Annotated in this window: 18 protein-coding genes and 2 pseudogenes; 10 read left to right on the top strand and 10 right to left on the bottom strand. The window is 65.2% G+C overall.

Features of this window, described 5'->3' with window-relative positions:
- Window positions 1–44 precede the first annotated feature (44 nt).
- Window positions 45–1,397, bottom strand: coding sequence for a metalloprotease PmbA (gene pmbA, locus ACHMW6_RS02645; protein ID WP_395405325.1), 1,353 nt, complete (start codon window positions 1,395–1,397; stop codon window positions 45–47).
- A gap of 95 nt (window positions 1,398–1,492) precedes the next feature.
- On the opposite strand from pmbA, the gene yjgA reads away from it, so the two are divergent.
- The 4 genes and pseudogenes from yjgA to ACHMW6_RS02625 all read left to right on the top strand — a co-directional run.
- Window positions 1,493–2,086 (top strand): ribosome biogenesis factor YjgA, encoded by a 594-nt coding sequence (gene yjgA, locus ACHMW6_RS02640; protein ID WP_395405323.1) that lies wholly within the window; start codon window positions 1,493–1,495, stop codon window positions 2,084–2,086.
- Window positions 2,076–2,678 carry a molybdopterin adenylyltransferase gene (mog, locus tag ACHMW6_RS02635; RefSeq protein ID WP_395405321.1) on the top strand — a complete coding sequence of 201 codons (603 nt, stop codon included), beginning with the start codon at window positions 2,076–2,078 and terminating at the stop codon, window positions 2,676–2,678. Before yjgA ends, mog begins: the two co-directional genes overlap by 11 nt.
- A 97-nt stretch (window positions 2,679–2,775) precedes the next feature.
- Entirely contained in the window at window positions 2,776–3,444 is a 669-nt protein-coding gene (locus ACHMW6_RS02630) for an alpha/beta hydrolase (protein ID WP_395405319.1), read from the top strand.
- Window positions 3,444–3,881, top strand: a pseudogene (locus ACHMW6_RS02625) (class I SAM-dependent methyltransferase); the annotation flags it as partial. The gene ACHMW6_RS02630 and the pseudogene ACHMW6_RS02625, both read left to right, overlap by 1 nt.
- A gap of 399 nt (window positions 3,882–4,280) precedes the next feature.
- Here the strand turns inward: ACHMW6_RS02625 and ACHMW6_RS02620 are convergent.
- The 5 genes and pseudogenes from ACHMW6_RS02620 to ACHMW6_RS02600 all read right to left on the bottom strand — a co-directional run bounded on the left by ACHMW6_RS02620 (window position 4,281) and on the right by ACHMW6_RS02600 (window position 9,246).
- The gene (locus tag ACHMW6_RS02620; protein WP_395405317.1) at window positions 4,281–4,571 is read right to left on the bottom strand and encodes a hypothetical protein; all 291 of its coding nucleotides are present in this window, start codon (window positions 4,569–4,571) and stop codon (window positions 4,281–4,283) included.
- 165 nt (window positions 4,572–4,736) lie between these two features.
- A complete protein-coding gene (locus ACHMW6_RS02615; RefSeq protein ID WP_395405315.1) occupies window positions 4,737–6,947 on the bottom strand; it encodes a xanthine dehydrogenase family protein molybdopterin-binding subunit in 2,211 nt (736 codons plus the stop codon).
- Window positions 6,944–7,930, bottom strand: a pseudogene (locus ACHMW6_RS02610) (FAD binding domain-containing protein). The gene ACHMW6_RS02615 and the pseudogene ACHMW6_RS02610 overlap by 4 nt, the downstream one beginning before the upstream one ends.
- Before the next feature lie 4 nt (window positions 7,931–7,934).
- Entirely contained in the window at window positions 7,935–8,615 is a 681-nt protein-coding gene (locus tag ACHMW6_RS02605; protein WP_395405313.1) for a 2Fe-2S iron-sulfur cluster-binding protein, read from the bottom strand.
- A gap of 76 nt (window positions 8,616–8,691) precedes the next feature.
- Window positions 8,692–9,246, bottom strand: a complete 555-nt coding sequence (locus ACHMW6_RS02600) for a carboxymuconolactone decarboxylase family protein (protein WP_395405311.1) — start codon at window positions 9,244–9,246, stop codon at window positions 8,692–8,694.
- A 97-nt stretch (window positions 9,247–9,343) separates the two neighbouring features.
- On the opposite strand from ACHMW6_RS02600, the gene ACHMW6_RS02595 reads away from it, so the two are divergent.
- On the top strand, window positions 9,344–10,690 hold the full coding sequence (locus ACHMW6_RS02595; RefSeq protein WP_395405309.1) for an aspartate aminotransferase family protein: 1,347 nt from the start codon (window positions 9,344–9,346) through the stop codon (window positions 10,688–10,690).
- Here the strand turns inward: ACHMW6_RS02595 and ACHMW6_RS02590 are convergent.
- From ACHMW6_RS02590 to ACHMW6_RS02580, 3 genes are all read right to left on the bottom strand, one after another.
- Complete coding sequence (locus ACHMW6_RS02590) at window positions 10,687–11,535, bottom strand: fumarylacetoacetate hydrolase family protein (RefSeq protein WP_395405307.1); 849 nt, start codon at window positions 11,533–11,535, stop codon at window positions 10,687–10,689. The genes ACHMW6_RS02595 and ACHMW6_RS02590 overlap by 4 nt on opposite strands.
- Window positions 11,536–11,565: 30 nt before the next feature.
- Entirely contained in the window at window positions 11,566–13,026 is a 1,461-nt protein-coding gene (locus ACHMW6_RS02585) for an MFS transporter (RefSeq protein WP_395405305.1), read from the bottom strand.
- A 168-nt stretch (window positions 13,027–13,194) separates the two neighbouring features.
- Window positions 13,195–14,562: a KamA family radical SAM protein gene (locus tag ACHMW6_RS02580; protein WP_395405303.1), complete on the bottom strand. Its 1,368-nt coding sequence runs from the start codon at window positions 14,560–14,562 to the stop codon at window positions 13,195–13,197.
- A gap of 131 nt (window positions 14,563–14,693) precedes the next feature.
- Here ACHMW6_RS02580 and ACHMW6_RS02575 point away from each other — a divergent pair, with 131 nt between their 5' ends.
- From ACHMW6_RS02575 to ACHMW6_RS02565, 3 genes are read left to right on the top strand one after another with little or no spacing between them, the layout of a single operon-like run.
- The gene (locus ACHMW6_RS02575) at window positions 14,694–15,146 is read left to right on the top strand and encodes a cache domain-containing protein (protein ID WP_395405301.1); all 453 of its coding nucleotides are present in this window, start codon (window positions 14,694–14,696) and stop codon (window positions 15,144–15,146) included.
- Between the two features lie 4 nt (window positions 15,147–15,150).
- On the top strand, window positions 15,151–15,954 hold the full coding sequence (locus ACHMW6_RS02570; protein ID WP_395405299.1) for an MCP four helix bundle domain-containing protein: 804 nt from the start codon (window positions 15,151–15,153) through the stop codon (window positions 15,952–15,954).
- A gap of 4 nt (window positions 15,955–15,958) precedes the next feature.
- Complete coding sequence (locus ACHMW6_RS02565) at window positions 15,959–16,789, top strand: methyl-accepting chemotaxis protein (RefSeq protein ID WP_395405297.1); 831 nt, start codon at window positions 15,959–15,961, stop codon at window positions 16,787–16,789.
- Here the strand turns inward: ACHMW6_RS02565 and ACHMW6_RS02560 are convergent.
- Window positions 16,770–17,336, bottom strand: a complete 567-nt coding sequence (locus ACHMW6_RS02560; RefSeq protein WP_395405295.1) for a DNA-3-methyladenine glycosylase — start codon at window positions 17,334–17,336, stop codon at window positions 16,770–16,772. The two genes, ACHMW6_RS02565 and ACHMW6_RS02560, sit on opposite strands and share 20 nt — an antisense overlap.
- A 137-nt stretch (window positions 17,337–17,473) precedes the next feature.
- Here ACHMW6_RS02560 and ACHMW6_RS02555 point away from each other — a divergent pair, with 137 nt between their 5' ends.
- Both ACHMW6_RS02555 and ACHMW6_RS02550 read left to right on the top strand, forming a co-directional pair.
- Window positions 17,474–18,328: an HDOD domain-containing protein gene (locus tag ACHMW6_RS02555; RefSeq protein ID WP_395405293.1), complete on the top strand. Its 855-nt coding sequence runs from the start codon at window positions 17,474–17,476 to the stop codon at window positions 18,326–18,328.
- A 25-nt stretch (window positions 18,329–18,353) separates the two neighbouring features.
- A complete protein-coding gene (locus tag ACHMW6_RS02550) occupies window positions 18,354–18,524 on the top strand; it encodes a hypothetical protein (RefSeq protein WP_395405291.1) in 171 nt (56 codons plus the stop codon).
- The last annotated feature ends 21 nt before the right edge of the window (window positions 18,525–18,545 follow it).

Raw genomic sequence — 18,545 nt, 5'->3', positions numbered from 1 at the left:
GTCACGGAAAACGCTACAGCTCTAAGGAGAGTGTATGGAAATATTTAGTTTCCGGCAACTACCATTTTTTCAATCAGGATAGATCCCGTCTGCTTGGTGCCACGCACCAGGACATCGGTGCCGATGCCGATAATCTGCTGTAACATTTCCTTCATATTGCCGGCGATGGTGATCTCTTCCACCGGATATTGGATCACCCCGTTTTCGACCCAGTAGCCCGAGGCGCCGCGGCTGTAGTCGCCGGTCACGTAGTTGGTGCCCTGGCCCATCAGTTCGGTCACCAGCAGGCCGGTGCCCATCTTGCGCAGCATGCCCGCGAAGTCGTCATCCTTCTTCGTGTGCTTCGAAGTCAGGGACAAGTTGTGCGAGCCGCCCGCATTGCCGGTGGTCTTCATGCCCAGCTTGCGCGCCGAATAGGTGGACAGGAAATAGCCCTGCAGCACGCCGTCCTTGACCACATCGCGTTTGGAGGTGCGCACGCCTTCCTCATCGAAAGGCGCGGAACCGATGCCGCCCACCACATGCGGGTCTTCCTTGACCTGGATATGGGACGGGAACACGCTCTTGCCCAGGGTATCGAGGAGGAAGGTGGACTTGCGATACAGCGCACCGCCGGAAGTCGCCTGCACGAAGGCGCCCAGCAGGCCGGCAGCCAGTGGCGCTTCGAACAGCACCGGGCAGGTGCGGGTTTCCAGCTGGCGCGCGTTCAGGCGGGCCAGCGCGCGCTCGGCGGCATAGCGCCCCACCGCGTCGGCCGACGCCATCTTCTTCGGATCGCGCACCGAGGTGTACCAGTCGTCGCGCTGCATCCTGGCGCCCTTGCCCGCGATCGGGGTTACGGACAGCGTGTGGCGCGAATAAGGGTAGCCGCCGATGAAACCGCGCGAATTGGCGGACACGAAATGCGATTGCTGCACATGCACACCGGCGCCTTCGCTATTGCTGATGCGCGGGTCGACGTCGAAAGCGGCCTGCTCGGCGCGCTGCGCCAGCGCAACAGCTTCTTCGGTGCTGATCTGCCAGGGATAAAACAGCTTGAGGTCCTGCGGGTTCTTTTCCAGCATGTCCTCGTCGGCCAGGCCGGCGCAGTGGTCTTCCGCCGTGAAACGGGCAATATTGTATGCAGCATCCACCGTCGCGCGCAGCGACTTGGCGGAAAAGTCGGAAGTGCTGGCATTGCCGCGCTTCTTGCCGACGAAGACGGTGACGCCGATGCCCTTGTCCTTGTTCTGCTCGATCGTTTCAATCTTGCTCTTTCGAACCGACACCGACAGGCCGCTGCCCTCGCTGATTTCAACGGCGGCATCGGTGCCGCCGGCCTCGCGCGCGTATGCCAGAACATCGCGTGCAAGCTGTTTCAACTGGTCCTGGCTGTAGGTGAAGGCGGATTCGCTCATGGGTTGTTTTTAGGGGTCAGGGCGTTAAAACAGTTATCATAGCAGCCGTTTACTGTTTTTACAGGCATGCCCTAACCGGCGCGCCCCTCATCACCATGCCAAATCCAAATCGCGGCTCCGTCGGCTTCCAGTCGAGCGAGTTTGAACAAGAATACGAACGCCCTTCCAAGACCGAAATGAAGCGCCAGTCTGACGCGCTGCAGCAACTCGGCCTCGAGCTGGTTGAGCAGCCGCGCGACCGCGTCAAGCGCGTGCCGATGCCGGAAGATGTGCGCGATGCCATTCTGGAATGTCAAAACATCAAGAATCACGAAGGCCGCCGCCGCCAGCTGCAGTTCGTGGGCAAGAAAATGCGTACCCTGACGGAAGAGGAAGTGGCCGTCATCCGCCGCACCATCGAGGGCTGGAAAGGCGCTTCCAAGGCCGACACGGCCGCCCTGCACGCGCTGGAGCGCCGCCGCGAGAAGCTGCTGGCCGACGACAATGCCCTGACCACCCTGCTGGCTGAGCACCCGGACCTGGACGCCCAGCACCTGCGCGGCCTGATCCGCAATGCGCGCAAGGAGCAGGCCGAGAACAAACCGCCCAAGGCTTACCGCGAGATCTTCCAGATCCTGAAGGACCTGTCCAAGGCCCCGGCTGCCGCAGCCGAGCCGGAAAACGAGGAAGGCGAGGAAGATGACGAGTGAAGCGGAACTGGTGATCGGCCTGGTCTCGGTTTCCGACCGCGCCAGTGGCGGCGTCTACCAGGACCAGGGCATTCCCGCGCTGGAAGAGTGGCTGCGCAGCGCGCTGACCACGCCCTTCCGCGTTGAAACCCGCCTGATTCCGGACGAACGTGCCCAGATCGAAGCCACCCTGGTCGAACTGGTGGACAGCGTGCGCTGCCACCTGGTGCTGACCACCGGCGGCACCGGCCCCGCGCGCCGCGACGTGACGCCTGAAGCGACCGTCGCCATCGGCACCAAGGAAATGCCGGGCTTCGGCGAGCAGATGCGCGCCATTTCGCTGCACTTCGTGCCGACCGCCGTGCTGTCGCGCCAGACTGCCGTAATCCGCGAAGCCTCCGATCACGCGGCCCTGGTCATGAACCTTCCCGGCCAGCCGAAAGCCATCAAGGAAACGCTGGAAGGCCTGAAGGATGCCGACGGCAAGCAGCTGGTAGGCGGCATCTTCGCCGCCGTGCCCTACTGCGTGGACCTGATCGGCGGCCCCTACATGGAAACCGATCCGGCGGTCTGCAAAGCCTTCCGACCCAAATCCGCCATCCGCGCCAAATGACGCATGCCCGGCCCCACCGCATGACCGACCACTCCGCGTAGGGCGGATCATTGATCCGCCGCGCTCCGCCACGAACGCCATTATTTGAGGACACCAAATGACCCACGTACTGGAAAGCATCGAAGTCACCACCTCCGACAACCCCGAAGTCTCCATCATCTGGATGCACGGCCTGGGCGCCGACGGCAACGACTTCGTGCCGCTGGTGGATGAACTGGACCTCGGCGGCCTGCCGGGCATCCGCTTCATCTTCCCGCATGCGAACACGATGCCGGTGACGATCAACGGCGGCTACGTGATGCGCGCCTGGTACGACATCATCCACACCGACCTCGGTCGCCAGGAAGACGAGAAGGGCCTGCGTGAATCGCAGATCCTGGTGGAAGCCCTGATCGCCCGCGAAAAGGCGCGTGGCATCCCGGCCAGCCGCATCATCCTGGCCGGCTTCTCGCAAGGCTGCGCGATGACGCTGCAGACCGGTCTGCGCCACCCCGAGCGCCTGGCCGGCCTGATGTGCCTCTCCGGCTATGTGCCGCTGGCCGACAAGGTCGCCGCCGAACGCAGCGCCGTCAGCACGCAGACGCCGATCTTCATGGTGCACGGCCGCATGGACCCCGTGATCCCGGTCGGCCGCGCCACCGCTTCGCGCGATCTGCTGCAATCGCTGGGCTACCAGGTCGAATGGCATGAGTACTACATGCAGCACTCGCTGTGCCAGGAAGAAGTGGAGCATATCTCCAGGTGGCTAAAGCACGTGCTGGCCTGATGGAAGACGGCCAGTTTCTGCCCAAAGTCAGGGCGCAGTACGAGCTGCTGCCCTACCCGCCCGTCGATCCTCAGGATGAAAAGAAACGTCTGCAGCAGACGTGGACCGAATCGCTGCCGATGGTGAACCACTATTGCTTCGGCGGCCGCCAGAGCTTCCGGCAGGGCTTCCGCGCCCTCGTGGCGGGCGGCGGCACGGGCGACGCAACCATCTACCTCGCCGAACAGCTGCGCCATACGGACGCGGAAATCGTCCACCTCGACCTGAGCACCGCGTCCATCGCCATCGCGCAGGAGCGCGCCGCCATCCGCGGCCTGAAGAACATCCGCTGGGTGCACGAATCCCTGCTGCGCCTGCCCGAGCTGGACCTGGGCCGCTTCGACTACATCAACTGCAGCGGCGTGCTGCACCACCTGGCCGATCCGGATGCGGGCCTGCAGGCGCTGGCTTCCGTGCTGAAGGAAGACGGCGCGATGGGCATCATGGTGTACGGCGCCGTGGGCCGCACCGGCATCTATCACATCCAGAAAATGCTGCGCCTTGCCAATGGCGGGCTGGAGGCGCCCGAGCAGATCGCCCACGCGCGCGAAATGCTGAAGCAGCTGCCGCCGACCAACCAGCTGAAGCGCTATGAAGACCTGTTCGGCCACGAATGGCAGAACAGCGATTCCGGCCTGTTCGACCTGCTGCTGCACACTCAGGACCGCGCCTATACCGTCGAAGAATTGTATGCCTGGCTGGTGGACCAGCGCGGCTTCCACCTGGAGCTGACCGACGTCCATCGCGGCCACTTCCCCTACCTGCCGTCGATGACGCTGGTGGCGGATGCATCCCGTTCACGTGCACTGCTGAAGGATATGCCGCTGCGCGCGCAGCAGGCGATGTCCGAACTGATGCTGGGCGACCTGATCACCCACTCCTTCTACCTGACGCGCCCCGGCGCCAGGGCGCCCTACGGCAATGCGGACTATGTGCCCTTCATCTACCATGAGCCACTGCCGCCGCAAACCCTGGAGCAGATCTTCACCGCGCGCAATGGCGCGCAACGCATCACGCTGGCGCATCCCTTCCTCGGCCTGAAGGTGGAAATCGATCCGGGCAAATACTCGGCGCGCATCCTGCGCCATATCGACGGCAAGCGCACTTTCGGCGAAATCTTCGATATCGTGCGCAGCGAATTCCGCGCAGCGTCGCCGGATAATGCGACGCTGTTCGCGGGACTTCAGGGAATCGTTCGACTGCCTGAACGCGATCGAACGCGTGCTGCTGCGTCACAAGGACTGCCAGCCGCTCTAGATCAGCAGTTTCTCCGGCGTGATCGGCAAGTCGCGCAGGCGCTTGCCGGTCGCGTGGTAGACGGCGTTCGCCACGGCGGCCGCAACGCCGGTGATGCCGATCTCGCCGATGCCGCGCGCACCCAGCTCATTGAAATTCGTATCGCTGTCCTCGACGACGAAGATATCCATGTCCGGTACGTCGGCGTTCACGGGCACGTGATAGTCCGCCAGGTTGGCGTTCACCGCTCTGCCGTGACGCCAGTCCATTTCTGTTTTCTCCGTCAGCGCCATGCCCAGTCCCCACACGATGCCGCCCATCAGCTGGCTGCGTCCCGTTTTCGCGTTGAGCAACTTGCCCACGTTGTAGGCGGCCACGACGCGCGGCACGCGCACGATGCCCAGGTCCGGGTCCACATGCACCTCGACGAAGACAGCGCCGAAGGAATGGGACGAGAATTTTTTCTTCTCCTCGCCCGGCTTGGCCTCGCCGCTGCCGTCCACCGGTTCGCCGCCGTGGCGGGCAATGATGGCCGCCATCGGCTCGCGCCGTTCGGGCGCCTGGCGCAGGCGCAGCCAGCCATCCTCCGCAATGACTTCCTCGGGCGCCGCGTCCTTCAGCGGCGACACCTCATCGCCCACCGCCATTTCGACCAGCTTGCGGCGCGCAGCCAGGCAAGCCTGGTTGACGGCGGGGCCGATGCTGGCGGCCGTCATCGAGCCGCCGGACACAGGCGCTTCCGGCATGGCCGTGTCGCCCAGTTCGAATTTCACTTTCTGCACCGGCAGCCCCAGCGCGTCCGCCGCGACCTGGGTCATGATGGTGTAGGTGCCGGTGCCCAGGTCGTGCGAGCCGCAGCGCACGATGGCGGTGCCATCCGGCTGGATGCTGGCCCAGGCTTTTGCGGGGAGGCGGTGTGCCGGATAGGTGGCCGTGGCCATGCCCCAGCCGACCAGCATGCGCCCCGCCTTCATCGAGCCCGGCGCAGGCGTGCGCCGCGACCAGCCGAAACGCTCGGCGGCCACCTGGTAGCACTCGCGCAGCTTCTTGCTGCTGAAGGGAAGGTTCTTTTCCGGGTCCTGCTCGGCGTAATTGCGCAGGCGCAGGGCCAGCGGGTCCATGTTCAGCGCATAGGCCAGTTCATCCAGTGCGCTCTCCAGCGCGAAGCTGCCGGACGATTCGCCCGGCGCGCGCATATAGGTCGGCACGCCGAGATTGAGCGTGGCCAGCTTTTGCGAAGTCTGCATATTCTCGCTGGCGTACAGCATGCGCGTGGGCGTGGTGCACGGCTCGGTGAAGTCATCCTGGAAGGAGGTATGCGAGATGGAGTCGTGCGAGACGGCGGTCAGGCGGCCATCGGCGGCGGCGCCCAGGCGGAACTTCTGCTCGGTCAGCGGGCGCGCGCCCACAGGTGCGAACATCTGCGTGCGTTCCAGCACCAGCTTGACCGGACGGCCAACCTTTTTCGCCGCCATCGCCGCCAGCACCACATGCGACCACATATTGCCCTTGCAGCCAAAGCCTCCGCCGACGAAGGGCGACACTACACGCACCTTGTCCGGCGGGATGCCGAGGCATTTCGCGGCATTCTTCTTCACGCCCGAGATGTTCTGCGTGGCGTCGTACAGCGTGAGGCGGTCGCCTTCCCAGGCCGCGATCGTGGCGTGCGGCTCCATCGGGTTGTGGTTCTCGATGGGCGTGGTGTAGGTGGCTTCGATGCGCTGCGCCGCGCCGGCCAGGGCCGAGTTCACGTTGCCGCGGTTGAAGGAGGAAGGACGCTCGGGGTCTTCCTTCGGCTTGCGCGCATTGAATTTGGCGCCATGGAAGTCCAGCACCGCCGTCTGGCGCGCGTAGCTCACGCGCACTGCGCGCGAGGCATCCATTGCCTGCTCCAGCGTGTCCGCCACCACAAGCGCGATGGGCTGGGCGTTGTACAGGACCGTGCTGTCCTGCAGCAGGTTGAGTTTCGGCGGAGGTGGCATATCCTTTTCGCCGGGCTTGGTGCGCGGCAGCCGCGGCGCATTCTCGTGCGTCATCACGGCCAGCACGCCGGGCATGCGCGCGGCGCGCGCGGTGTCGATGGCCGTGATGCGGCCTTTCGGCACGGTGCTCAGTACCATCACGGCATGCGCCAGGCGCGGAATCTGGTGCTCCGCGGAGAAAGTGGCGGTGCCGGTAACCTTGGCGGGTCCGTCCGTGCGGTCGAGGCCTTGTCCGATGATGCTCATGCGCTTTCTCCTGCAATATGCAGCGCGCGCACGATCGCGCGCTGGGCCATTTCGACCTTGTACTGGTTTTCGGCCAGCGGGTGGGCGCCCTCTACCAGGCGCAGCGCCGCTTCGCGCGTCACGCCATCGCTGACCGGCTTGCCGACCAGCAGGGCTTCGGCTGCCGGCACGCGCCAGGGCTTGTGCGCCACGCCGCCCAGCACGATGCGGGCCTGCTTCACATTGCGGCCGTCCATCTCCAGCGCCGCCGCCACAGAGATCAGGGCAAAGGCGTAGCTGGCACGGTCGCGGATCTTCAGGTAGTAGCTGTTGCGCGCAAAACGCGATGGCGGCAGTTCGACCGCCGTTATCAGCTCGCCGGGGCGCAGCACTCAGTCGATTTGCGGCGTATCGCCCGGCAGGCGGTGGAATTCCGCAAGCGGAATGCGGCGCTCGCCATCGGGCCCGGTCGCCAGCACAATGGCGTCCAGGGCGACCAGGGCCACATTCATGTCCGAGGGATTGACGGCAATGCAGGCCGGGCTGGCGCCGAGGATGGCGTGCATGCGGTGGTAGCCGTCGCGCGCGCCGCAGCCGCTACCGGGTTCGCGCTTGTTGCACTGGTTGAAGGCGGTGTCCGTGAAATACGGGCAGCGCGTGCGCTGCAACAGGTTGCCGCCGGTGGTGGCCATATTGCGCAACTGGCCCGATGCGCCGGACAGCAGCGCCTGCGTCAACAAGGGATAGCGCTCGCGCACCAGCTTGTGGTTGGCCGTGTCGCTGTTGCGGGCGGTGGCGCCGATGCGCAGGCCGCCGCCGGGCATTTCATGGATCGCGTCCAGCCCCAGGCGGCCGACGTCCACCAGCCTTGTCGCATGCTCGACATCGCCCTTCATCAGGTCCAGCAGATTGGTGCCGCCCGCAATGAAGCGCGCTCCCGGCTGCTGGCCGAGACGAACGGCGTCCGCCACATCGCGCGCCCTGTCATAGAAAATGGCTTGCATGGTTTCAGCCCTTGCGCAGCGCCACACTGCGGATGGCGGCCACGATGTTGGGATAGGCGCCGCAGCGGCAGATGTTCCCGCTCATGCGTTCGCGGATTTCGTCGTCCGTGAAGAAGACCGTTTCCTTGCGCACGTCCGGCGTGACGGCGCTGGCCGTGCCGGCACGCGCTTCCTCCAGCAGGGCGGTGGCGGAGCAGATCTGGCCGGGCGTGCAGTAGCCGCACTGGAAGGCGTCGTGTTCGATGAAGGCCATCTGCATGGGCGACAGCGCGCCGCCCTGGGCCAGTCCTTCGATGGTGGTGATGCGCTCGCCCTCGTGCATCACAGCCAGCGTAAGGCAGGAATTGATGCGTCGCCCGTCCACCAGCACGGTGCAGGCGCCGCACTGGCCGCGGTCGCAGCCTTTCTTGGTGCCGGTCATGCCGATGTGTTCACGCAGCGCATCGAGCAGGGTCACGCGCGGCTCCAGCGACAGGCTGTATTCCTTGCCGTTGATATTCAGCGTGACCGGCCGTGCCGGAGCGGCGGGCGCGGATGGAGCAGGTGGTGCGGGTTGGGGTGCGGGCGCGGCGGGCGCGGGGGTTTGTGTGGCTGACATGGCGGCAAGGGCGCCTTGCAGGAAATTGCGGCGCGACAGGCGTGGGTTCGCCTCGTCCGCATCTTGGGGATCGGAATGGTCGGGCATTTTTCGCTTTCGTAATGTGCGCGACCGATGATCCCCCGCTGCGTCCAATCCTTCTGTTAGCTCCCTAACACATGCCTCAATCGGGCAGCGGCGCCGCGGTGCTGGGCGGCACTTCCGATTGCGCGGCGTTCATGAGCATGGCGAGGAAGGTGTAGTAGCCGTTGATGCCCATCAGGTCCGTGACGCCATGCTCGCCGAACTGCGCCAGCGCGGCGTTCCAGCTGGCATCGCTGACGCGCTTGTCGCGCTGCAGCTCCGTGCAGAAATCGAAGACGGCCTGCTCGTCCGCAGCCAGCGCCGATGGCGGGCGGCATTCCGCGATGGCGTCGATGGTGGCTTGCGCGATGCCTGCATCCCTGGCGATGGGCGCATGGATGGCCCATTCGACCTGCTGGTTCCACTGGCGCGCGGTGACGAGGATGGCCAGCTCGGACAGGCGGGTGCCGATCGCGCTGCGGTAGCGCAGGTATTCACCCATGCGCTGCGCACAGCCCATCAACTCAGGACTGCGCAGCAGGGGCACGAAGGGGCCGTACAGTGAGCCGCGAGGGCCGTCGATCACCGCTTGCGCGGCGGCTCGCTGTTCGGGTGTCCATTCGGACGAGGGGATGGGGCCGAGGCGGTCTTTCATGATGAGGAAATGTTCGCACAGGACAGGAGAAAAATCAAAACGCGCGAACGGCGCGCGAGCTAACTTCTCCTGACGACCAACTCATCGCGAGGCTTGCATGACCCACCTGATCCACCGCGAACTGCGCCACACTCCGCCCACCGCCGTTGTCGCCTTTGGCATGCAGGTGCGCGACAAGGAAGGCAATACTTATCTGGATGCGAGCGGCGGCGCGGCCGTGTCCTCGCTGGGGCACAGCCATCCGGATGTGCTGGCGGCGATGCAGGCCCAGCTCAAGGTGGCCGCTTACGCTCACACGTCCTTTTTTACCACCGATGTGGCGGAGGAGCTGGGCGAGCGGCTGGCCGAGGATGCGCCGGGGGACCTGGACATGGCCTACCTGGTGTCCGGCGGCTCGGAAGCAATCGAGGCGGCGCTGAAGATGGCGCGCCAGTATTTCGTGGAAAACGGCGAGACCGGGCGGCGCGTGTTCATCGCCCGCCGGCAGAGCTATCACGGCAACACGCTGGGCGCACTGGCCCTGGGCGGCAACGAGTACCGCCGCCGCCACTTCGAGCCGATGCTGATGGATGTGGCGCGCGTGTCGCCCTGCTTCGAGTACCGCGAGCGGCGTCCGGGACAGGATGTTCACGAGTACACGGCCGGCCTGCTGCAGGAGCTGGAGACGACCATCATCGACATCGGTCCGCAGAGCGTGATCGGATTTTGCGCGGAACCGGTTGTCGGTGCGACCAGCGGCGCGGTGCCGCCGACGCCAGGCTATTTCAGGGGCGTGCGTGCGCTGTGCGACAAGTACGGCATCCTGCTGATCGCCGATGAAGTCATGTGCGGCATGGGCCGGACCGGCACGCTGTATGCGATCGAGCAGGAGGGCGTGGTGCCGGACCTGGTGGCGCTGGGCAAAGGACTGGGCGCAGGCTACCAGCCGATCGGCGCGGTGATGGCGCGCGAACATGTCGTACAGCGCATGCGCAATGGCAGCGGCATCTTCCAGCACGGGCACACCTATGTCGGTCATCCCGTGGCTGCTGCAGCGGCGCTTGCGGTGCAAAAGGTGATCAGGCGCGATTGCCTGCTGGGAGCCGTCACGGTGCGCGGAGCAGCTTTCAAGCGCATGCTGCGCGATGCCTTCGGCAATCATCCGCACGTGGGCGATATCCGGGGGCGCGGCTTGCTGGTGGCGCTGGAGCTGGTGCAGGACCGCGAGACGCGGCGTCCCTTCGATCCGGACCTGCGGCTTTATTCAGCCGTGAAGCGGCAGTGCATGGCTTGCGGCCTGATGGTGTATCCGATGGGCGGGACCATCGACGGGAAACGGGGCGACCATATTTTGCTGGCGCCGCCGTTTATTGCGACGGAGAGGGATTTGGCGGAGATCGTGTCGCGGTTGCAGGACGGAGTGGCGCGGGCGATTGCCAGCGTCCACCCCGCGGGGGCGGATTAAAATTCCTGGTAACCGATAACGTCCTGCTGCTGCTCGCCGAGGCCGGCGATGCCGAGGCGGACGAAATCGCCCTTCTTCAGGTAGCGCTTGCGCGCCAGGCCAACGCCGGCTGGCGTGCCGGTGGCGATGATGTCGCCCGGTTCCAGCGTCATGAACTGGGAGATATAGGCCACCAGCTGCGGCACCTTGAAGATCATGTCCGAAGTGCTGCCGGTCTGCATGCGCTTCTCGTTCACTTCCAGGTAGAGATCGAGCTTGTTCACGTCCCACACTTCATCGCGCGTGACGAGCCAGGGGCCAACAGGGCCGAAGGTATCGCAGCCCTTGCCCTTGTCCCACTGGCCGCCGCGCTCAAGCTGGAACTCGCGTTCGGAGACGTCGTTCACCACGCAGTAGCCGGCGATGTATTTTTCCGCGTCGGCGGCGCTGACATTGCGGGCGCGCTCGCCGATGACGATGCCCAGTTCCACTTCCCAGTCGGTCTTCTTCGAACCCTTGGGCAGCATGATGGAATCGTCCGGGCCGGACAGGCTGGTGGTCGCCTTCAGGAAGATGATCGGTTCCTTCGGAATCGGCATGCCCGATTCCTTGGCGTGGTCCTTGTAGTTCAGGCCAACGCCGATAAACTTGCCGACTTTCGCAACCGGCACGCCGAAGCGCGGATTGCCACGCACAACGGGCAGCGTGTCGTGCGGGATCTTCGACAGCTTGCGCAGTGCTTTGTCCGACAGGTTTTCGCCGCCGATATCGCCGCTGATCACGCCGGAGAGGTCGCGCAGCTTGCCCTCCTCATCGATCAGACCGGGTTTTTCTTTGCCTGGGCGGCCGTAACGAACCAGTTTCATAACATCTTCCTTCTTGGTGAAGGCGTTATTCTACCGGATGGATCGAGATGCCTCCCGATGTGCACGATAGCGTGTGCGAAGGTAGTGCAGCAGGCCTGGCAATTGGAGCAGGACCAGCACGGCAAATGCGCATTGATACGCTTGCGCCGGCGCCCTGCCCGCAGGTCCCGCGGACCAGCAGGCAACGATGGCGCCGAAGCCGGCTTGCACTGCAAAGGCCCCGGTGAAGATCAGCAGATTGAGGCAGGTGGAGGTGCGCCCCATCAGCGCGGGCGGCACGGACTGGGCGACGATGGTGTATTCGATGCCGGTGATGGTCCCGACCAGCATGAAGGCCACGGCCACCATCGGCATGGCGGGCCGCGCGCCCACTATCATCGCGCACTGGATGATGACGAAGGCTGCGATGCCGAGGGCGGCGAGGTCGATCGGCTGGCGTCCGTGCCTGGCGGCCCATTCGGTGAGCATGCCGACAGCGATGGCGCCGAAGATCACGCCGGCCATGCCCAGGTAGAGCAGCCAGGCGATGGCTTGCTGGTCGAGGTAGGCCGTGTCGGCCAGCCAGCGGCTGATCCACAGACCCTGGATGCCGAAGTAGACGGTGTGCGGGATCAACACGAGGGCCGCTGTGTCGCGGAAGGCCTTGTGCGTGAAGATTTCCTTCAGCGCCCGGCGGCTTAGCGGCTTGGGTGCCGCGGGCGGCTCGGTGGGCGCTATCAGCATGATCGCGGCGGCAAGCGCGGCGCAGCAAATGGCAAGCGCCGTGAGGATGCCGCGCCAGTCGGTGTAGTGCAAGGCGAGCCTGACGGGCAGCGTTGCCGTAGCCGCGCCCAGTCCTCCCGCCGCGATCAGGTAGCCTTGCACAGACGGGGCCTTCTGCGGCGAGATCCAGGTGGAGATGGCCTTCATCGCGGCCATGAAGCAGGCGGCGAGTCCCAACCCCATGATGCCGCGGGCGATGGCCATTTGCGTGAAGCTCTGGCTTTGCGCGAAGGCGTATGTTCCTGCCGCGGCAATCAGCAGCATGACTGCCTGCACGCGGCGCGGGCCGTGACGGTCGAGGGCAAGTCCCACTGGCAGCTGGGCGAAGGCGAAGGCGAGAAAGTAGGTGCTCGTCAGCGTGCCCAGTTGGGCAGGCGTCAGCTGTACTGCTTGCAGCATTTGCGGGGCGAGCATGGCATTCACCGTGCGCAGGAGCCAGGAGAGGTAGTGCCCCAGCGCGAACGGAATGAACACTTGCAGCAGCACCGCGACGGCGGACAGCTCGCCCGGCGCACGCACGCGCCCTCGCCAGAACCGCGTTGCCCAGGATGGCGATGCACGCTGGCCCTTAAGCGATGCCGCGTGCCGGGACAGCCGCTCGGCTGCCACCGCGCTGTTCGCCGATGCCGCCGGCATGGCAGCGAGGCCGAAGTCGCCATAGACGCGCTGGACGGCCGCCGTCGGCTCGCCCCTGCCCGCGCCATCCGCTGCCGGCGCAGCTTCGTCCACGGCGAGCGCGCCTGGCGTTGAGCCACGCCGACCGAGTGCCGGCGGTGCGTGGTCAAGCGGCGGTGGCAGGGGCGTCTTGGCATAGGGCGAGTGGCGTTGGGACCGTGGCGGCGATCGTTGGCGGCGATCGTTGGCGGCGGCGGGCAGCGGCAGGTGGGCGGGCGCGGGTCAGGCGGCGTGGGTGACGCTGCAGGACGCGTCGCGGGCGTGCGCTGCGGCGGCGATGGGAATCACCTTGCGCGGCTCAGGTAAATCGCCGGACTCGAAGAAAAACTTCTCCTTGCCGAACGCGGGTTTCAGATGATCCATCCACGTCGCCTCAGGATCGAAGCGGGCATAGAAAGGCTTGCGGACCCAGTCCGGATTGCGCGCCTGCAGGAACTGCAGCGCGAACACCTTCTCGCCGCCGATGGTGACCACGCCGTCGATAACAACCTTGCCGGGGAAAGCGCTCATTGAAGGCCCGCGCACCGTGCGCGCGAGTCCGGACACCATCTGGTAAGCCGTCTGGAAAATCTCGTGCGCCCGCGCCAGCGGCAAGGCGAAGTACTCGCGCGGGCCGGTATCGCGTTCCACGAACATATAGTAGGGAATGGCCCCCAGCCGCACGCCCGTCTGCCACAGCTCCGCCCAGGAGAACGGGTCCTCGTTGATATGCCGGATCAGCGGTCCCTGCATGCGCAGGGTCGCGCCCGTGCCGACAATCCGCTTGACCGCCTGCTGCGCGATCTCCTGCCGCAGCTCCACCGCATGGTTGTAGTGCCCCATGATCGCCATATTGCGACCGGAGGAAACCACCTTCTCGAACAGGCGCAGCAGATCGTCCGCATCGCGGTCGGTCACGAAACGCTGCGGCCAGTATGCGACCGACTTGGTGCCGATGCGGATGTTCTGGATGTGCGCCAGCTCCGGCGCCAGCAAGGGCTCGATGAATTCGGCCAGCGAGCGCGTGTTCATGATCAGCGGATCGCCGCCCGTGATCAGCACATCGGTCACCTCGCGGTGATCGCGCAGGTAGGACACCAGCTCGTGCGTCTCCTTCGCATCGAACTTCATATCGTCCATGCCGACGAACTGCGGCCAGCGGAAGCAGAAGGTGCAGTAGGCATGGCAGGTCTGCCCCGCGCTGGGAAAGAACAACACCGTTTCGTTGTACTTGTGCTGCAGGCCGCGCAAAGGGGCATCGTTTACGCGCGGAACGTTATGCGTCATCTGGCCCGCCGGATGAGGATTCATGCGCATGCGTATCTCGTGAATCAGGAGTTCCGCCGCCACGTGATCGGGATGCACCAGCAACAGGTCGCGTAGCTGCCTGTACTCGTGCTCGGGCAGCATGTCCTGATGCGGAAAGACCAGGCGGTAGATCGGATCGTCCGGCACCCGGTCCCAGTCGATCAGCTGCTCCAGCACATATTCGTTGGTGCGGAAAGGCAGCACATGGGACACGACCTGCACGGCCTCCTGCTGCTCCGGCGTGAGCAGCTCCCATTGGCGTGCCTGGCGGATCGTCTGGCGGGTGTAGGGCTTGAACTTCATGGCTGGCCTCCTGTCGGTGTGGGGAAGTTCCATGCTAGTCACGAAAATCCCCAGTGCCTTGCGCTATCGCAACTTCCGCATGGCAACAGCGTCGTACATTGAGCACTCCCAACCCTGCAAGGAGGCCCATCATGAAACGCATCCTGTCCGCTCCTTTGATCGCGCTTGCCCTGGCGAGCGCGCACGCCGTTGAATCCCCCGCCGAGAAGGACGCCATCGCGATGGCCGAACGCGGCGCCTCCTTCGTCAAGGCGCACGGCAAGGATGAAATGATGAAGAAGATTGCAGCGAAAGACCCGGACTTCGTGCAGGGATCGCTCTACGTCGATATGCGCGACATCCATACCGGCATCGTGCTGGCCCATCCCTTTAATCCGACCATCGTCGGCAAGGACCTGACCGATGTGCCGGACGCCAGCGGCAAGAAATACCGCCGCGAGATCATCGAGCTGGCCGCGAAGAAGGGCAAGGGCTGGGTGGACTATATGTACAAGAATCCGGAGACGGGCAAGATCGAGCCCAAGACCACCTACATCCTGCGCGTAGGCGACGTGGTCCTTGAAGCCGGCATCTACAAGAAGTGACGCCATGCTGAGCAAACTCCGGATCGGACCCAAGCTGCTGCTGGCGCCCGGCGTGGTGCTGGTGCTGCTGCTTGCGACCACCAGCTCGGCGTGGATGGGCATGGTGCGGCAGAACGCGTCGATGGAAAACCTGGTGCAGGTGCGCGCGGCGCGACTGAAGGCGGCGGCGGACGTCGCGGGCGAGGCACGCTTCGCCCACGCCAATATTTACCAGCTGCTGGCCTGGATCAACGGCAGCTTCGCCAAGGAACGGCTGGACGCACTGGTGGCACAGATCCGTGCGCGCCATGCTGCGATCGGCAGCCAGCTGCGCGGCCTTGCCGAAGTCGCGACGGCGGAAGAGAAGCCGATCGTGGCAGCGTCGCTGGCCGCGCTGAGCGCTTACCGGCGCGGCGTGCTGGAGACGGTCGACCTGGCGCAGGTGGACCAGTCGATTGCGACCAATTCCATGGCCAAGGCCGAGAAGCAGTTCGAGGCGCTGGATGGGCAGCTGGCGCGGCTGGCGGCACTGGAGAAGACGCTGAGCGAAACGGCCTTCGCCCAGGCGCGCAGCGACTTTCACTCGCTGGGCGTGACGATGGCGCTGTTCGCCGTGCTGTCGGTGGTGCTATCGCTGCTGGTCTCCATGCGCGTGCGCACGGCGCTGTTGCGCGATATCGCCCTGATCGGCGGCACGGTCCGCAGCCTGGCCGCCGGCAAGCTGACGGCGCAGGCCCCCAGCACGGGACGCGATGAAATCGCCGAGACCTCGCGCGTGCTCGGCCAGTCCATCGCCCACCTGAAACGGCACGCTGCACACGATACGTGAGGCAGTGCAGTCCATCGATACGGCGGCCAGCGAAATCGCGACGGGGAATATGGACCTTTCCACGCGCACCGAGATGCAGGCCACGTCGCTGGAGGAAACAGCCAGCGCGATGGACAGCCTGACCAGCGCAGTGCGCGCCAATGCCGACAACGCGCGCGAGGCCTGCCAGCTGGCGGCGGTGGCGACGGGACTGGCGGCCAAGGGCGGCGAAGCGGTGGCGCAGGCGGTCGCCACGATGGATTCGATTCGCGCCAGTTCGCGCAAGATCGTGGAGATCATCGGCGTGATCGACAGCATCTCCTTCCAGACCAATATCCTGGCGCTCAACGCTGCCGTGGAAGCGGCGCGGGCCGGCGAGCAGGGTCGCGGCTTCGCTGTTGTCGCGGCCGAGGTGCGCACGCTGGCGCAGCGCTCGGCTTCGGCGGCACGCGAGATCAAGGCGCTGATCGCGGAATCCGTTGCGACCGTGGACCGGGGCGCGGCCTCGGTCTCGGTTGCCGGCGGCAGCATGGGCGATATCGTGGCTTCCGTGCGGCAGGTGAACGACGTCATCGAGCGCATCAACGCGGCCAGCGCGGAGCAGGCGCAGGGCATCACGGAGGTCAACAAGGCTGTGGTGCAGATCGACGATGTGACGCAGCAGAATGCGGCGCTGGTCGAGCAGGCAGCCGCCGCCGCGGCGAGCTTGCAGGAACAGGCGAGCTACCTGGCCACGTCGGTGGCCGTGTTCGAGCTCGATTCTGGGGGCAATTCTGGGGTCAGGCACGAAACGAAACACGAGCTCATGTATCAAAACGTGCCTGACCCCAAAGTGCTTATCGGAAGGGCTTGCTGACGTAGGGCGAGTTGGCGAGGCCGAAGCGCCAGGGCACGTCGACCGCCTTGCTGATGCCGATGCGGGGGCCGACGGCGACCTGCACCCTGCCCTGGCGCGGCCGCAGTTCGAAGGGCGGTGCGTCGAGCGGCAGGGCGTTGTGGGCGCGGGTGACGGCCATGGCCTGGCACAGGCGTCCGGGGCCGGCGCACAGCAGGCGCACGTCATCGAATTTACGGCGTTCGTGCATGGCGTCCAGGCCCTCCAGCGGTTCGATCGCGCGCAGCAGCACGCCGGCGCCGTGGCCCTCTTCCATGCAGACGAAGTTCAGGCACCAGTGCAGGCCGTGCGAGCGGTAGACGTAGGCGTGCCCCGGCGGACCGAACATGGCGAAGTTGCGTTCGGAGCGGCCGGTAAAGGCATGCGAGGCCGGGTCCTCGCGGTCGTAGGCTTCCGTTTCGACGATGCGTCCGCCGACGCCGTTCACCAGCACCACGGCGCCGATCAGTTTGCGCGCCACTTCATGGGCCGGGCGCTCGAAGTCTATCCCTGCAATTAATCTGGTCATGCAGGCAATTGTAGCCTTGGCAAGAAAAACGCCGCCGCTAGCCACAAAGGCAAAATATTTCTTCACGTAAATGAGCCATGGCCGGTTTCAGCGGCGATAATGGCCGGGATTCTTCAATTCGCAGCCCGGTTTAAAAAATGACAACAGCAGCAGCGCAAGAACAGACCGCAGAGGAGGCCCTGCTGCGGTCGATCCGCATTCCGCCGCGTCCCAGCCTGCTGGTGGACCTGCAGGCGGAACTGGGCAGGGACGATCCTTCGCCGCGCATGATCGCGCGCATCATCGCGAACGACGTCGGCATGTCCGGTGCGCTGCTCAAGCTGGCCAATTCGCCCTTCTACGGTGCGGCGCGCAAGGCCAAGTCGGTGGAGCAGGCCATCAACTTCCTCGGCATTACCAATTGCGCGGCCCTGCTCACCGGCCTGCTGGCGCGCCAGGCCATCGATGGCAACGAGACGGCGCTGAACCAGTTCTGGGACGTGTCCGCCCGCCGCGCACTGGCCCTGGTGTTCATTTCGCGCCGCCTGCGCCTGGCGCCGCCGGACATCGCCCACACCTTCGGCCTGTTCTGCGATATCGGCATCCCCATCCTGTTGAACCGCTTCAGCGACTACCAGGCCACGCTGGACATGGCTTCCGGCTCCGTCTCGCACAGTTTCACCAAGGTGGAAGACGTGCGCCACAGCACCAACCACGCCGCCATCGGCTGCCTGCTGGCACGCAACTGGGGACTGTCGCCGGACGTCTCCTGGGCCATCCTGCACCACCACGATTATTCCGTGCTGGCGGACGATGCCACCGATGACGCCATCCGCTCCCTGGTGGCAGGCTCGGTGCTGGCGGAACGCGCCATTCAGCGCTACCATGGCAACCCAGAATCGCTGGAGTGGCAAAAAGGCGGCGAACTGGCCTGCCGCCACCTCGGCATGAGCGAGGACGAAGCCGCCGACCTGCTCGACGAACTGCACGAAACCTTCCACATCGAACATTGAGGCGCTCCCGGGCGCCGCCCGGAATATGCCCAAGAATAAGAAACCCGTCCCCCGCAAGTCCTCCACGCCGCCGCAGGAGAAGGAAGAAGTCCTGAGCCAGGCCTTGTCCGAACTCGCGCTCACCGTGGCCGAGCAGGAATACGAGGACATGAGCGAGATGAGCTGGACTTCAACCGCCAGATCAAGCGCTACCTGAACCAGCAGAAGAACGAGATCC

It is taken from the genome of Pseudoduganella sp. UC29_106, assembly GCF_044055365.1.
In the GTDB taxonomy this organism is placed as follows: Bacteria; Pseudomonadota; Gammaproteobacteria; order Burkholderiales; family Burkholderiaceae_D; genus Rugamonas.
This window is presented reverse-complemented; position numbering and strand designations above follow the sequence as displayed.